This window comes from Nonomuraea roseoviolacea subsp. carminata, assembly GCF_024172185.1.
GTDB classification, from domain to species: domain Bacteria; phylum Actinomycetota; class Actinomycetes; order Streptosporangiales; family Streptosporangiaceae; genus Nonomuraea; species Nonomuraea roseoviolacea.
In genome coordinates, this window is sequence record NZ_JAMZEC010000001.1 from 2,090,172 (window position 1) to 2,105,053 (window position 14,882).

9 protein-coding genes are annotated in these 14,882 nt (G+C 72.2%); 5 read left to right on the plus strand and 4 right to left on the minus strand.

From position 1 onward, the window contains the following. Positions 1-77: 77 nt before the first annotated feature. The 3 genes from HD595_RS09480 to HD595_RS09490 all read right to left on the minus strand — a co-directional run bounded on the left by HD595_RS09480 (position 78) and on the right by HD595_RS09490 (position 6,204). Complete coding sequence (locus HD595_RS09480) at positions 78-5,006, minus strand: NAD-glutamate dehydrogenase (protein WP_253767635.1); 4,929 nt, start codon at positions 5,004-5,006, stop codon at positions 78-80. A 458-nt stretch (positions 5,007-5,464) separates the two neighbouring features. Continuing rightward, positions 5,465-5,659 carry an anti-sigma factor family protein gene (locus HD595_RS09485; RefSeq protein ID WP_253767637.1) on the minus strand — a complete coding sequence of 65 codons (195 nt, stop codon included), beginning with the start codon at positions 5,657-5,659 and terminating at the stop codon, positions 5,465-5,467. Beyond that, the gene (locus HD595_RS09490; RefSeq protein WP_253767638.1) at positions 5,659-6,204 is read right to left on the minus strand and encodes a sigma-70 family RNA polymerase sigma factor; all 546 of its coding nucleotides are present in this window, start codon (positions 6,202-6,204) and stop codon (positions 5,659-5,661) included. The genes HD595_RS09485 and HD595_RS09490 overlap by 1 nt, the downstream gene beginning before the upstream one ends. A gap of 117 nt (positions 6,205-6,321) precedes the next feature. Here HD595_RS09490 and HD595_RS09495 point away from each other — a divergent pair, with 117 nt between their 5' ends. The 5 genes from HD595_RS09495 (at position 6,322) to HD595_RS09515 (ending at position 12,921) form a co-directional block, all read left to right on the plus strand. Beyond that, entirely contained in the window at positions 6,322-6,966 is a 645-nt protein-coding gene (locus HD595_RS09495) for a DUF4142 domain-containing protein (protein WP_253767641.1), read from the plus strand. Continuing rightward, complete coding sequence (locus tag HD595_RS09500; protein ID WP_253767643.1) at positions 6,963-8,558, plus strand: DUF1996 domain-containing protein; 1,596 nt, start codon at positions 6,963-6,965, stop codon at positions 8,556-8,558. The genes HD595_RS09495 and HD595_RS09500 overlap by 4 nt, the downstream gene beginning before the upstream one ends. A 297-nt stretch (positions 8,559-8,855) precedes the next feature. Further along, entirely contained in the window at positions 8,856-9,644 is a 789-nt protein-coding gene (locus HD595_RS09505) for a hypothetical protein (RefSeq protein ID WP_253767645.1), read from the plus strand. A 178-nt stretch (positions 9,645-9,822) separates the two neighbouring features. Further along, a complete protein-coding gene (locus HD595_RS09510) occupies positions 9,823-11,319 on the plus strand; it encodes an NADH-ubiquinone oxidoreductase-F iron-sulfur binding region domain-containing protein (protein WP_253767647.1) in 1,497 nt (498 codons plus the stop codon). A gap of 84 nt (positions 11,320-11,403) precedes the next feature. Further along, positions 11,404-12,921: an FAD-binding oxidoreductase gene (locus tag HD595_RS09515; RefSeq protein ID WP_253767649.1), complete on the plus strand. Its 1,518-nt coding sequence runs from the start codon at positions 11,404-11,406 to the stop codon at positions 12,919-12,921. Here HD595_RS09515 and HD595_RS09520 read toward each other — a convergent pair. Continuing rightward, positions 12,889-14,880, minus strand: a complete 1,992-nt coding sequence (locus HD595_RS09520; RefSeq protein WP_253767651.1) for an acetoacetate--CoA ligase — start codon at positions 14,878-14,880, stop codon at positions 12,889-12,891. The two genes, HD595_RS09515 and HD595_RS09520, sit on opposite strands and share 33 nt — an antisense overlap. Between the last annotated feature and the right edge of the window lie 2 nt (positions 14,881-14,882).

Here is a 14,882-nt window from a genome sequence, read left to right on the forward strand (position 1 = left end):
ACCGGTGAGTCCCGCCACGTGACAGCGGCGCCTCGGACAGGTGGTCCCCGCCCGAGGCGTCCCCTGAGGCTGCGGCCTCACTCCTCGCCGTGCGGCAGGTTGCTGGTCGCGACGAGCGTGCGGACGGCGCGCAGCGCGACCGACAGCGTGGCCAGGTCGAAGTTGTCGCTCTCCCAGATCTCCGACAGCGTCTGCCGGGCCCGGGCCACGGCGGCCGAGTTGGCGTCCGTCCAGAGAGCCAGCCGCTCCTCCGGCGACAGGCCCGGCGTGCTGCGCGTCAGGACGTCGCGGGTGAGCGAGGCGTGCGCGGCGTAGAGGTCGTCGCGCAGCGCCGAGCGGGCCATCGAGTTCCACCGGTTGTCGCGCGGCAGGGAGATGACGCGCTCCCTGAGCCGGGCGAGCTGGAGCCGGTCGGCCAGGTCGAAGTACACCTCGGCCACCTCGTTGACCGGCCGCTCGGCGACCGAGGAGATCTCCACCAGGTCGAACGTCGAGTACGCGGGCACCATCGCCGCCACCCGCTCGGCCAGGTCCACGGGCACGCCCCGGGCCACGAAGGAGTCGCGGCGCTCCTCGAAGGCGGCCAGGTCCGGGCCGGTGAGGAGCTTGGGGATGTGCGCGAGCAGGCCGTTGACGCCCTTGACGAAGAACCCGGCCGCGGCGGCGAGGTCGAGCGGCGGGCGGCGGTTGGTGAGCAGCCAGCGGGTGCCCCGCTCGGCCAGCTTGCGCGCCTCCAGCAGCATGGCGATCTGGGTGCTCGTGTCGACGACGTTGTCCAGCGCCTCCACCTGGCGGTAGAAGCTGGGCAGGTCGAAGACCTCGCGGGCGACGAGGTAGGCGCGCACGATGTCGGGCGTCGAGGCGCCGGTCTCCTCAGCGAGGCGGAACATGAACGTGGTGCCCATGGAGTTGACCAGCTCGTTCACCACGCAGGTGGTGATGATCTCGCGGCGCAGCGGGTGGGCGTCCATGTAGTCGCGGAAGCGCTCGCGCAGCGCCGACGGGAAGTACGACACCAGCCACGAGGCGAGGTACGGGTCGTCGGGCAGGTCGGAGGCGAGCAGCTCGGCGTCCACCACCAGCTTGGTGTAGGCGAGCAGCACCGAGAACTCCGGCGCGGTGAGCCCGAGCCGGGCCTGGCGGCGCTCGGCCAGCGTCTTGTCCGACGGCAGGAACTCCAGCTCGCGGTTGACCAGCCCGTCGCGTTCGAGCCGGCGCAGGTAACGGGCGTGGATGTGGAGCATCTCCACGGCCTGGGAGCGGGCGGCGGCGAGCACCACGTTCTGCGCGTAGTTGTCGCGCAGGACGAGGTCGGCGACCTCGTCGGTCATCGAGGTGAAGACCTCGTTGCGCTGGGTGTCGGTGAGCCTGCCGTCGCGGACGACCTGGTCGAGCAGGATCTTGATGTTCACCTCGTGGTCGGAGGTGTCGACGCCCGCGGAGTTGTCGATGAAGTCGGTGTTGACCAGCCCGCCGTTGAGCGCGAACTCGATGCGGGCGAGCTGGGTGAAGCCGAGGTTGCCGCCCTCGCCGATGACCTTGCAGCGCAGCTCGGCGGCGTCGACGCGCAGCGGGTCGTTGGCCTTGTCGCCGACGTCGGCGTGGGACTCGACGCTCGCCTTGACGTAGGTGCCGATGCCGCCGTTCCACAGCAGGTCGACCGGGGCCTTGAGGATGGCGCTGATCAGGTCGTTGGGCGCCATGGAGCTGACGCCGGCCGGCAGGTCGAGCGCCTCGCGCATCTGCGGGGTGATCGAGATCGACTTGGCGGTGCGCGGGAAGACGCCGCCGCCCGCCGAGATCAGCTCGGACGAGTAGTCGGCCCACGAGCTGCGCGGCAGCTCGAACAGGCGCTGCCGCTCGGCGAACGAGGTGGCCGCGTCCGGGTCGGGGTCGATGAAGATGTGCCGGTGGTCGAAGGCGGCGACCAGGCGGATGTGCCGCGACAGCAGCATGCCGTTGCCGAACACGTCGCCGGACATGTCGCCGACGCCGGCCACCGTGAAGTCGGTGGTCTGGACGTCGACGCCGGTGGTGCGGAAGTGGTACTTGACCGACTCCCAGGCGCCGCGGGCGGTGATGCCCATGGCCTTGTGGTCGTAGCCGATGGAGCCGCCGGAGGCGAAGGCGTCGCCGAGCCAGAAGCCGTAGTCCTTGGCCACGCCGTTGGCGATGTCGGAGAACGTCGCGGTGCCCTTGTCGGCGGCCACGACCAGGTAGGGGTCGTCGCCGTCGTGCCGGACGACGTCGGCGGGCGGCACGACCTTGCCGTCGACGAGGTTGTCGGTGACGTCGAGCAGGCCGGAGATGAACGTCCGGTAGCAGGCCACGCCCTCGGCCAGCACCTCCTCGCGGGAGCCGGAGGCCGGGGGCCGCTTGACGACGAACCCGCCCTTGGACCCGGTCGGCACGATGACGGTGTTCTTGACCATCTGCGCCTTGACCAGGCCGAGGATCTCGGTGCGGAAGTCCTCCATGCGGTCGGACCAGCGCAGGCCGCCTCGGGCCACCTTGCCGAAGCGCAGGTGGACGCCCTCGACCCGCGGCGAGTACACGAAGATCTCGTACTTGGGCCGCGGCAGCGGCAGCACGCTGATCGCCTGCGAGTCGAACTTGAGGGAGATGTAGTCCTTGCGGACGCCGTCGACGCTCTGGAAGTAGTTGGTGCGCAGCGTCGCCTCGATCATCTCGAGGTACGCCCGCAGGATCCGGTCCTCGTCGAGCGAGGCGACCTCGTCCAGCGCGCCCAGGACCTCCTCCCGCAGGGCCTCGGCCAGGTCGTCGCGCGTGTCCTGGGGGCGGCGCGGGTCGAGCCGGGCCTCGAACAGCCTGACCAGCAGCCGCGACAGCCGGACGTTGCCGATCAGCACCCGCTCCATGTAGCGCTCGGAGAAGGCGCTGCCGGCCTGGCGCAGGTACTTGGCGTAGACCCGCAGGATCTCGACCTGCTCCCAGGTCAGCCCGGCGCGCAGGATCAGCGCGTTGAAGTTGTCGGCCTGGACGCGGCCCCGCCACAGCGCGAGCAGGCCGTCCTCGAACAGGCGCTTGACGTCGTCGCCCGCGGCCGAGTCGGAGGCGGTGAAGCGCAGGCCGAAGTCGTAGATCCAGCAGTTGCGCGTGTCGTCGTCGGCCGTGGCGGCCGGGGCGGCGGAGTCGGGGGCGGCCCTGCGGTAGGTGTCGATCTCGTACGGGCGCTCGTCCACGACCTCGACGCCGAGCCGCTGGATGAGCGGCAGCGCCTTGGACAGCGAGATGGGCTCGCCGACCTTGTAGATCTTCAGCCGGCGCTCGCCCTCCTCGGCGTCGTCCGGCACGTACAGGTCGATGTCGATGGGGCGCTCGTCGCCGGCGGTGGCCAGCCGCTCCAGCCGGAGCACGTCGGCGACGGCCGTCTCGGGCGCGAAGTCGGCCTTGTAGCCCTCGGGGAACGCCTGCTGGTAGCGGCGGACCAGCCGGGGCGCCTGGTCGTCGGGGACGGTGTCGGTGAGCGCGACCGCCAGGTCGTCGGCCCAGGAGCGGGTGATCGCGGCCAGCCGCGCCTCCAGCTCCTCGACGTCCACCTCGGGCTGCGGGAGCTGCTTGCCGCGCTCGCCGCGGATGACCACGTGCAGGCGGGCCAGCGCCGACTCGCCGATCATCGCGCTGTAGTCGAGCGACCGGCCGCCGAGCGCCTTCAGCAGCACCTCCTGCATCTTCAGCCGCACCTGGGTGGTGTAGCGGTCGCGCGGCAGGTAGATGAGGCAGGAGATGGAGCGGCCGTAGTCGTCGGGGCGCAGGAACAGCTTGACCTGCTTGCGCTCGCGCAGCCGCAGCACGCCGAGCGCGATCGGCAGGAGCTGCTCGACCGAGGTCTGGAACAGCTCGTCGCGGGGGAAGGTCTCCAGGATCTCGATGAGGTCCTTGCCGTCGTGGCTGTCGGCGGCGAGCCCGGCCATCTCCAGCACGGCGGCCAGCTTGCGGCGCAGCACGGGGATGCGGGAGATCGACTCGTTGTAGGCGACGTGGGTGAACAGGCCGAGGAAGCGGCGCTCGCCGATGACCTCGCCCTGGGGGGAGAACAGCTTGACCCCGATGTAGTCGAGGTAGGCGGCCCGGTGGACGGTGGCGCGGGAGTTGGCCTTGGTGATGATGAGCTGCCGCTTCTCGCGCGCCTTGGCGCGCACCTCGGGCGGCAGCACGGAGAAGCTGGTCGAGCCGATCTTGTCGTCGCGCAGGATGCCGAACGCGGTGCCGGGCAGCGCGCGCAGCGCGTCGCCCTCGTCGGTGCTCTCCAGGCGGTACTCGCGGTAGCCGAGGAAGGTGAAGTGCCCGTCGGCGAGCCAGCGCAGCAGGTCGATGCTGTCCTCGACCTCGGCCGGCTCCAGCGGCGGCGGGTTCATCGACAGGTCCTCGGCGGTCTGCTCGGCCAGCGCCCGCATCTTGGAGAAGTCCTCGACCGCGTGCCGGACGTCGGTCAGCACCCGCTGGAGGTCGTCCTCCAGCCGCTTGAGCACCTCGGGGTCGGACTGCCGGTCGATCTCGATGTGGATCCAGGACTCGACCATGAGCTGGCCGGTGACGTCCTCCTGGCCGCGGCCGAGCATGCGGCCCGTCATGTCGCGGCGCACCCGCATCTGGGGGTGGACGAGCAGGCGGATGCCGATGTCGTGCCGGTCGAGCTCCATCGTGACCGAGTCGACGAGGAACGGCATGTCGTCGGTGACGACCTCCACGACGGAGGCGCCGGGGTCCCAGCCGTGCTCGGCCACCGTGGGGGTGTAGGCCCGGACCGCGGCGCGGCCCTGCGGGCGCACGGCGGCCAGCCGGCGCTGGGACATCGCGGGGCCGTAGACCTCGACGGGGCCACGGTCGAGCAGGTCCTCCGGCGCCACGTGCCGGTAGTAGACCCGCAGCAGGCCCAGCGCCTCGTCGGGACTCGTGTCGTCGCTCACGGCCGCGAATCTCTGCGCGGCTCGCTGGAGCAACTCGTCCTTGGCCTCGTCGAGCTTGGCCTCGTCGAGCGGCATGTCGCTCTCACTCCTTTGTGAGGGTTTGCCATACATGTTCATAGCCAGGCCTCTGGTTCCCCGAAAGGCGGGAAATAGTGCGCGCGCGTCATCGCCCGCGCACGGGAGGGGCCCGCCGGTCCGCCCGTGCCCGGCACGGCGCCGGTCGGACGCCTGGCCGCGCCTCGTGGGCGCACGGGCACACCGGACGAATCCGGTGCCGCCGGCATGCCGGGGCCGCCGCTGTGGAGCGGCAGGCCACGCTGGGAAAAGGCGGTGACACCAGCATCCCACACCTGGGACGCGCCCGCCGTACGACGCGGACGCCGACGTGGGCCGCCGTCGTCGCCGGCCCACCTGTACGGGAGGATGGGCGCAGCCGTTTCGGGCCCCACCGAACACCTCCCCCAGATCGCCCGGCCATGGGCAGCCGGACGCATGCCTTGCCGTACCGATATCACCCGAAAAGGGCGAAGACGTCAACGTGACATCGACATGGGGGGATCGTCCTCGGAGGCGGAGGGGTGCTTGAGCTCGTCGAGCTGACCGGGGAGCGCGGCCAGTTCCCTGAGCTCCGCCTGGCATGAAAGGCACGTGTCGAGGTGGCGCTCGAACGCCTCCAGGTCCTCTTCGTCCAGGACACCGAGGACGTAGGCGACCACCTCTTCGTGCATCAGCCGGCTACCCCCTTGTCGCGCAGCAGCTCCCGCAGAGCCCGTATCCCGTAATAGAGCCTGGACTTCACCGTACCCGGCGGGATCCCCAGGATCTCCGCCGCCTCATTAATCGTACGGTCCCTGAGATAGGTCTGCTCAATGACTTCGCGGTGTTCTTCCGACAGGCTCCGCAGCGCCTCGGCGACGACTATCGCCGACAACGCCCGCTCGGATCCGTCGGGGACCGCCAACATGTCGACTTCGGGTGGCTCGACCTCGTGGGGCCGGACGCTCTTGCGCCGGCGGCCGTCGATCACGATGCGGCGGGCCACGGTCAGCAGCCACGCCCAGATGAGGCTCGGTTCCCATTGCAGTCTTGCCGAGTTGCGCCAGGCCCGGACGAGCGTCTCCTGTACGACGTCCTCGGCCCATTGCAGATCGTTGCCGGTCGACTTGCGTATGTGGCGCAGCAGAGGGCCGCCGAACTCCTGGTAGAGGACCGCGATGCGGTGCTCCGCCTCGGCATCCGCACTCTCGAACCTGCCGTCGAGGTGACTTAGCACGGGGCACATCTTTACACCTTCGTTATGAGTCCGGTAGCCACTCCGATAACTCCAGTCATTTCTGACTATTCGCCGCTAGAAGTGAACCGGTCCCCGAGGCCCCGCGTACCTCCGACCATGCACAGGCTTCTACGCGGTGAGGTCCTCATGTTCGGCGGCTTCGCCGTGGCCGCGGTGGCGACGATTTTCCTGGTCATGCCATCGTCGGCCGCGCCCGTGTCCGCCGAGTGGACGGTGCTGCCCTCCGGCCCGCTGGGGCCGGCCGACCGTGACCTTCTGGTCAAGGTACGTCAGGCAGGCCTATGGGAGATACCCGTCGGACGGTACGCGCAGGAACGCGCGGCGTCCGAGCGGGTCAAGGACGTCGGGCTGCACCTGGTGGAGGACCACACCAAGCTGGACGTGGTCACCCGCCAGTACGCGGCCAAGCTGGGCGTGCCACTGCCCGACCAGCCCAATCCCGACCAGCAGAGCTGGATGGCTCAACTGGCGGCCGAGAACGGCCCCGCCTTCGACCGGGACTTCGCCAACCTGCTGCGCGCGGCGCACGGGAAGGTCTTCACCGTCGTGGCGGGCGTCCGGGCGGGGACGCGCAACAGCGAGGTGCGCAAGTTCGCCCAGCAGGCGGTGAGCGTGGTCATGAAGCACATGACGCTGCTGGAGTCCACCGGGCTGGTGGACCACAACGCGCTTCCCGAGCCCCCCACCCCCTCGGCCACTCCACCCGCCCCCGCGGCGGTCGAAACGAGGAGACAACCATGAGTAGATCGAGACGCATGGCCGCGGCCGTGTCCGCCCTGGCCATGGTGGCCGGCGGTCTGGTGTCCGCGGCCGTCTTCAGCGTCAGTCCGGCCTTCGCCGACCACTGCGACCCCGCCGAGCAGCACCAGGGTCAGCAGACGACGCGGGCCCAGCGGCAGGGGCAGGACGATCAGGCGCCGGACGGCCAGGACCAGGGCCAGAACCAGGACCAGGGGCAGCAGGACCAGGGCCGGAACGACCAGGACCAGGGCCAGAACCAGGACCAGGGCCAGAACCAGGACCAAGGTCAGCAGCAGGATCAAGGCCGGCAGCAGGACCAGGGTCAGCAGGATCAGGGCCGGCAGCAGGACAACCAGCAGCGCGGCGACCGCCGTGACAACCAGCGGCAGGGATTCGAGCAGCAGGGCACCGGCGGCGGGGCGCTCTCCCCCGCGCCCGACCCGACCGGCCAGGACCAGAACGGCCAGACCCGCAACGGCCAGAACCGGAACGGCCAGGACCGCAACGGGCAGGACCCGGACAACAACCAGGACCAGGGCCGGAACAACCAGGACCAGGGCGACCAGCAGGCCGACCGCGACGGCCAGAACCAGGACGACCAGCAGGCCGGCGAGCCGACCCAGGACCCGAACACGCTGTTCCGCCGGCGCGGCCGGGGCAACCAGCAGCAGCCCACCCGCCGGCCCACCCCGTCGCCGTCCCCCACGGCCGGCGGCGAGGAGGAGTGCGCCGACCTCGGCCCGTTCCTGACCGACTTCGTCGACATCCGGCAGGTCCAGCCCACCTCGATCGACCCGCCGCGCGGCCGGGGCGGTTCCCGCGGCACGTTCGTCTCCGCGTGCGGCACCAACCGCAACGGCCACAACAACCCGGACAACTTCATCGTCGCGCCGGGTGTCTCGAACGGCGCCCACCACCTGCACGACTACGTGGGCAACGTGTCCACGAACGGCTTCTCCACCGACCAGAGCCTCGCCGCGGCGGGCACGACGTGCCGGTTCGGCGACAGGTCGACGTACTTCTGGCCGGTGCTGCGCGACCGCAAGGTCGACGTCAACACCGGCGACCCGGACGGCAACGTCGGCCAGGTGCTGCGCGCCCGCTCAGTGACGCTCCAGTTCCGGGGCAACGCGGTGTCCCGCGTGTCGGCCATGCCACGGTTCCTGCGGCTGATCACCGGTGACGCCAAGGCGGCCACGAACGGCGGGGCCAACGCCCGCGCGGCCTGGACCTGCACCGGGTTCCAGAACCGGATCACCACGAAATATCCGCTTTGCCCGCGCGGTAGTGGGGTCGTGCGTATTCTGGACTTCCCGAGTTGCTGGGACGGGCAGAACACCGACAGCGCCAACCACCGCACGCACGTGGTCTTCCCCGACCAGAGTGGTGCCTGCCCCGGAGGCATGAAGGCAGTTCCGCAGCTGCGGATGACCCTCGTCTACAGCGTTCCCCAGGGTCCCTCCTTCGCCGTGGACGCCTTCCCCGAACAGCAGCACAACCCCATCACCGACCACGCGGACTTCGCCAACGTCATGCCCGACCGGCTGATGGCCTTCGTGGTCAACTGCATCAACCGGGGCCGCCGCTGCTGACCTGACCACGCGCCGTCCACCGGGTCGCCCGCCGGCCCGCCACCCGACGCCACCCTCCCGCCGCACCGGCACGCGGGCCCGCCTCCCCGGGCCCGGCCGGACCCAGCCCGGCCCTCCTCCCCCGGAGGGGCCGGGCCGAGCGGAGCCGGGCCCCCTGTCCCACGGGGCCGGGCCCCACGGCGAGCCGGAGCGGCGGTCACCGGGCGGCGGAACCGGCGGGCGATCCGGGCGGACGGCGCGGTCAGGACGGTCCGGACCCTCCCGAGGCGCACCCTCAACCGACCTTGGAGGGAATGAATGCTCCACAGACGACACCCCCGGCACGCGCCGGCCAAGCTGGACACCCGCAATGTCCGGCTGGGCCTGAGCGTGGCCATCATGGCGCTCGGCCTGTCGGCCTTCGCCCTGACCAGGACCGACCGCGGCATGTCCGTGTTCGGTCAGGGGGTGAGCTTCCTCGAGTTCTACGCCGGGGTCTTCGCCCTGGTGCTGCTGACCGCCACCGTCGGGCTCGGCCTGCTGACGACCGAGCGCGTCTTCCTGTCCCCGTCCAACCGCGTCCGGGCGCAGCTCGCGCACCGGGCCACCGCCGCGATCGGCATGGGGTACATGTTCACCCACATCGGTCTCATGATCAGCCTCGGCCACGTCCCGCCGGCCGCGGCCGTGCTCCCCGTGGCCGGGGTCTGGGTGGGCTTCGGCGCCCTCGCCTCGAACCTCATGATCGCGGTCGTGGTGACGGGCGTCGTCCGCGGACGGTTCGCGGTGACGGGCAAGCCGTGGATGTGGCGGACGCTGCACGGTGGGGCGTACCTGGCCTGGCCGGTGTCCATCCTGCACGGGCTGACCGCCGGCCGTACCGCCGCCGGCTGGGTCACCTGGTCGTACGCGGCCTGCCTGGCCGCGGTCGGCTCGGCCCTGCTCGTCCGGGTGCTGGCCACGATCCTGCGGCCCGCCACGCGGGCCGAGATCGTGCCGACCCCCGCGGTCTCCGACGCGCCCGCGGCGCGCCGCCCCAAGGAGGTCAACGCGCCGGTCAGCCTGGCCGCCGCCGCCGCGCGGCGGAAGTACCGGGAGGCGGGATGATCCCGCTCCGCGCCTCCCAGGAGTCCCCCGCCCGAAGGGGACTCCGCAGCTCCCAGGAGCCGCCCGCCCCCGCGGGCCGCCGAGGCTCCCACGCGGAGACCCCCACGCCCAGGGGCCTTCGCACCACCAAGGAGAGCACTCTCCTCGCCCCCCAGGAGACGACCATCCAGGAGACGTCGTGATCCCGCACCGAGCACCGGACGTGCTACGGCTGGGCCCCGCCCGGCTGACCGCCGGGCTGGACCACACCAGGCGGCTCGACCTGCCGGCGCACCGCACGCTGCACGGCGAGCCCTCCCCCCGCGACGTCGAGACCCTCATCGCGGAGGTGAACGAGGTCGACATGCGCGGCCGGGGCGGCGCCGCCTTCCCCTTCGGCCGCAAGCTGCGCGCCGTCGCCGACGCCGCCGGCTCGCGCGAGTGCGTGGTGCTGGTCAACGGCGCCGAAGGCGAGCCGGCCAGCTCGAAGGACGCGATGCTGCTCATCCGCGCGCCCCATCTTGTCCTCGACGGCGCCGTGCTGGCCGCCGAGGCGCTGAACGCCCGCGAGGTGGTCGTCGCGACCGCCCGCGGCGAGGTGGCCGAGTCCTCCATCGCCGCCGCCGTGGCCGAGCGGCGCGCCGCCAAGGTGGCGGGCGCGGCCGAGAGCCACATCCCGATCCGCGTGGTCGGGCTGGAGGAGCGGTTCATCTCCGGCGAGGGCGGCGCGCTCGTCCGCGCCGTGAACGGCCTGGAGGGCATCCCGCCGGGCCGCAAGAAGCGCGCCGCGACGAGCGGCGTGGACGGCCTGCCCACGCTGCTGTCCAACACCGAGACCTTCGCCCAGCTCGCGATCCTCGCCGAGCTGGGCCCCGAGAAGTACGCCGAGGTCGGCACCAGCAGGGAGCCGGGGACCGTGCTGCTCACGGTCAGCGGCGGCGCCGCGACCAACGCGGTCATCGAGGCGCAGACGGGCACGCTGCTGGCCGACGTGCTCGACCTCTGCGACGCCGAGCCCGGCGAGGGCGTGCTCATGGGCGGCTACCACGGCGCCTTCCTGACACCGCAGGCGGCCGTGTCGGCGGTGATCTCCCGCGAGGGCATGAAGCAGGCCGGCGCCGACCTGGGGGCGGGCATCATCGTGCCGCTCGGCGAGGCGACCTGCCCGCTGGGCGAGGCGGCGCGGGTGACCGCCTACCTCGCCGCGCAGTCGGCCGGCCAGTGCGGCCCGTGCCGGCTGGGCCTGCCGGACGTGGCGCGCCAGCTCCTCGCGCTCGTGGACGGCACCGGCTCGACCGACGCCGTGCGCCGGTCCGTGCGGGCCGTCGAACGGCGCGGCGCGTGCTTCCACCCGGACGGCACGGCCAAGTTCGTGCTGTCGGCGCTGGACGCGTTCGAGAGCGACATCGCGCTGCACCTGGAGTTCGGCTCGTGCGGCCGGCCGGTGCTCGGCGTGCTGCCGCTGCCGGAGCAGGAGGTCGAGCCGGAGTACCGGCTGGACGTGGACTGGACCCGCTGCGAGGGGCACGGGCTGTGCGCCCACCTGCTGCCGGAGTTCGTGGCGCTGGACGAGTACGGGTTCCCGTCCTTCAAGACCGTGCCGGGCTGGATGGCGAAGGAGGCGCGCCGGGCGGTGGACATGTGTCCCGCGCTGGCGTTGCGCCTGGCCGAGTCGTCGATGGCCCGCACGGGCTGACCGCCCCGGGCCCGCCGGGAGGGGCTCCGGCGAGCCCGCGGGCCCCAGGGGTGGGTCAGCCGCGGGCGGGGACATCAGATCGTGATGAACCCCGCCATCCGCGGCCGCATCTCACCGGTTGTGCTGAACGACGACCGCGGGGAGCCGACCATGGACCGCCGCCACTTCCTCCGCGCCGCCGCGCTCGCCCCGGCGCTCATGACGGCGCCGGCCCTGACGGCCGCCCTGTCCACCGCCCGGCCCGCGCGGGCGCAGGCTCCCGACTGGGCGAAGCTGCGGCGCGGCCTGTCGGGCACGCTCGTGCTGCCCGGCGACGCCGCCTACGGCACGGCCCGCCGCCTGTTCAACCCGGTCTTCGACCGGATCAGGCCGAGCGGTGTCGCGTACTGCGCGAGCGCCGCGGACGTGGCGGCGAGCCTGGCGTTCGTGCGGGCGCACAAGCTGCCGGTCACCGCCCGCTCCGGCGGCCACTCCTACGCGGGCTGGTCCACCGGCACCGGCCTGGTCGTGGACGTCTCCCGGATGAACAAGGTCCGCTACGCGGGCGGCCGGGCGACGGTCGGGGCGGGGGCGAAGCTGATCGACGTGTTCTCCACGCTGGCCGGGCACGGGGTGGGCATCCCGGCGGGCACCTGTCCCACGGTCGGCGTGGGCGGCCTCGCGCTGGGCGGCGGCATCGGCGTGCTGTCCAGGAAGTACGGGCTGACCTGCGACGCGCTGGAGTCGGTGCGGATCGTGACGGCCGACGGGCGGGTCCTGGACTGCGACGAGCGCAACCATCCCGACCTGTTCTGGGCCTGCCGGGGAGGCGGCGGCGGCAACTTCGGCGTGGCCGTGTCGTTCACGTTCCGCACCCACGCGACCCGCGACCTCAACGTCTTCTTCCTGCGCTGGCCGTGGGCCAAGGCGGCGGCCGCGCTGACGGCCTGGCAGGCGTGGGCGCCCGGCGCGCCCGACGACCTGTGGTCCACGCTGCACCTCACCCGCGACCCGGGCGGTCCGGAGGTGCGGATCACCGGCGTCCACCTGGGCTCCAGGGCCGAGCTGGACCGGCTGCTCGCCCCCGTCGTGGCCCGGATCGGCCGGCCGGTCTCCCGCACCGTCTACCGGACGTCGTACCTCCAGGCGATGAAGGTGATGGGCGGCTGCTCCACGCTGACCGTGGACCAGTGCCACCCCTCGCCGCACGGCCGGCTGGGCCGGGCGAGCTTCGCCGCCAAGTCGCACCTGGCCTACCGACCGCTCACTCCCGACGGGGTGCGCGCGATGGTGGCCGAGGTCGGCCGGCCCGGTCCGCACTCGGTGCTGCTGGACGCCATGGGCGGCGCCGTGGCGCGGGTGCGGCCGGACGCGACCGCCTTCCCGCACCGGTCGGCGCTCTACAGCGTGCAGTACTACCAGGAGGGCAGCGACCGGTCCTGGCTGCGCCGCGTCCACACCGCCATGGCGCCACACCTCGGCGACCACGCGTACGTCAACTACATCGACCCGGACCTGAAGGACTGGCGCGCCGCCTACTACGGGCCGAACGCCGCCCGCCTGGCCCAGGTCAAGGCCGCCTACGACCCGTCACGCCTGTTCCGGCTCCCGCAGGGGGTCTGAGGGGCGGAAGTGCTCCAGCACCTCCGGGTTGGCCATGGCGTCGGGGTTGGCGGCCTGCTCGACGGGGGTGCCGAGCAGGATCTTGCGGACCGGCACCTCCAGCTTCTTGCCCGACAGCGTGCGCGGGATCCCCGGCACGGCCCGGATCTCGTTGGGCACGTGGCGGGGCGACAGCTCGTCGCGCAGCGCGGCGCACAGGGCCCGGGTCAGGTCGTCGGTCATCTCGGCGCCCTCGGCCAGCGTCACGTACAGGAGCAGCCGCCCCTCCTGGCCGAGCACGCCCGTGTCGATGACCAGGCTGTCGGCGATCTCCTCGAACCGCTCGACCACCCGGTAGAACTCGCTGGTGCCCATCCGGACGCCGCCCCGGTTGAGGGTCGAGTCGGAGCGGCCGTAGATGACGCAGCTCCCGTCGTCGTCGATCCTGATCCAGTCGCCGTGGCGCCAGACGCCGGGGTAGACGTCGAAGTAGCTGTCGCGGTAGCGCTCGCCGTCCGGGTCGTTCCAGAACATGACCGGCATCGACGGCATCGGCCGGGTGAGCACCAGCTCCCCGACCTCACCGGTGACCGACCGGCCCTCGGGGTCGTACGCCTCCACCGCGGCGCCCAGCGAGCGGCACGGGATGACGCCGGCCCGGATCGGGTGCAGGACGGTCGCGCCCACGAAGCCGGTGCACACGTCCGTGCCGCCGGAGAACGAGCCGATCGGCACGTCCGGCAGTTCCTCGTGCACCCAGGCGAAGCCCTCCGGCGGCAGCGGCGATCCGGTGGAGCCGACGCCGCGCAGCCGCTCCAGCCCCTCGGGGCGCAGCCCCGCCTTCAGCGAAGCCATGATGTACGGCGCGCCCACCCCGAAGTACGTGACGCCCTCGGAGGCGGCGATCCGCCACAGGGTGGCCGGGGAGGGATGGGTGGCCGAGCCGTCGTAGAGCACCGGGACGGCCCCCACCAGCAGGGCGCCGATGAGGTAGTTCCACATCATCCAGCCCGTGGTGGTGTACCAGAAGAACACATCCCCCTCGCCGAGGTCCTGGTGGAAGGAGAGGGACTTCAGGTGCTCCAGGACCACGCCGCCGTGGCCGTGGACGATCGGCTTGGGCAGGCCGGTGGTGCCGCTGGAGTACAGGATCCACAGGGGATGGCCGAACGGCACCCGCTCGAACTCCAGCGGCCCGGACTCCGCGCGCAGCCCCTCCCAGCCGATCACCTCGCCGTGCGGCACGGACCGCGCAGGCCCCGGGGCGGGCTCGGCCCGCTGGGGCGGCAGGCCCTCGGCCGCGGCCGACAGGTACGGGATCCACACGGTGGCGCGCAGCGAGGGCAGCGCGGCGGCGATCTCGTTCACCGCGTCCGAGCGGTCGTAGGCCTTGCCGTTGTAGCGGTAGCCGTCGACGGCGATGAGCACCTTGGGCTCGATCTGCCGGAAGCGGTCCACGACGCCGGCAACCCCGAAGTCAGGAGAGCCGGCCGACCAGATCGCGCCGAGGGAGGCGGTGGCCAGGAAGGCGACGAGCGCCTGCGGGATGTTGGGCAGGTACGCCGCGACCCGGTCGCCGCGGCCGACGCCGAGCCGTACCAGCCCGGCCCGCACGCGGGCGACCTCCTCGCGCAGCTCGTCGTGGCCGATCTCCTGGCGGGCGCCGTCCTCCGAGACGAACACCACGGCCGTGCCGCCGGAGTGGCGCAGCGCGTTCTCCGCGTAGTTGAGGCTGCTTCCGGCGAACCACTCGACGCCCGGCATCGTCCCGGACAGGACGGGCCCGTCGCCGCGCTCGCCGACCACCTGGAAGTGGTCCCAGATCGACGCCCAGAACTCCTCAGGGCGCTCGACGGACCACCGCCAGACCTCCTCGTACGACTGTCCCGCCCGCCCCGCCGACTCCAGGTACCGGGTCAGCTTGGCGCGCTTGACGATCTCTTCGGTCGGCTCCCAGAGAAGTGTCCCTTCAGCAACCATGT

Coding starts and splice junctions, on each gene's coding strand:
- HD595_RS09480 (WP_253767635.1), bottom strand. CDS start 5,006: ATGCCGCTCGACGAGGCCAAGCTCGACGAGGCCAAGGACGAGTTGCTC.
- HD595_RS09485 (WP_253767637.1), bottom strand. CDS start 5,659: ATGCACGAAGAGGTGGTCGCCTACGTCCTCGGTGTCCTGGACGAAGAG.
- HD595_RS09495 (WP_253767641.1), top strand. CDS start 6,322: ATGCACAGGCTTCTACGCGGTGAGGTCCTCATGTTCGGCGGCTTCGCC.
- HD595_RS09500 (WP_253767643.1), top strand. CDS start 6,963: ATGAGTAGATCGAGACGCATGGCCGCGGCCGTGTCCGCCCTGGCCATG.
- HD595_RS09505 (WP_253767645.1), top strand. CDS start 8,856: ATGCTCCACAGACGACACCCCCGGCACGCGCCGGCCAAGCTGGACACC.
- HD595_RS09515 (WP_253767649.1), top strand. CDS start 11,404: ATGAACCCCGCCATCCGCGGCCGCATCTCACCGGTTGTGCTGAACGAC.
- HD595_RS09520 (WP_253767651.1), bottom strand. CDS start 14,880: ATGGTTGCTGAAGGGACACTTCTCTGGGAGCCGACCGAAGAGATCGTC.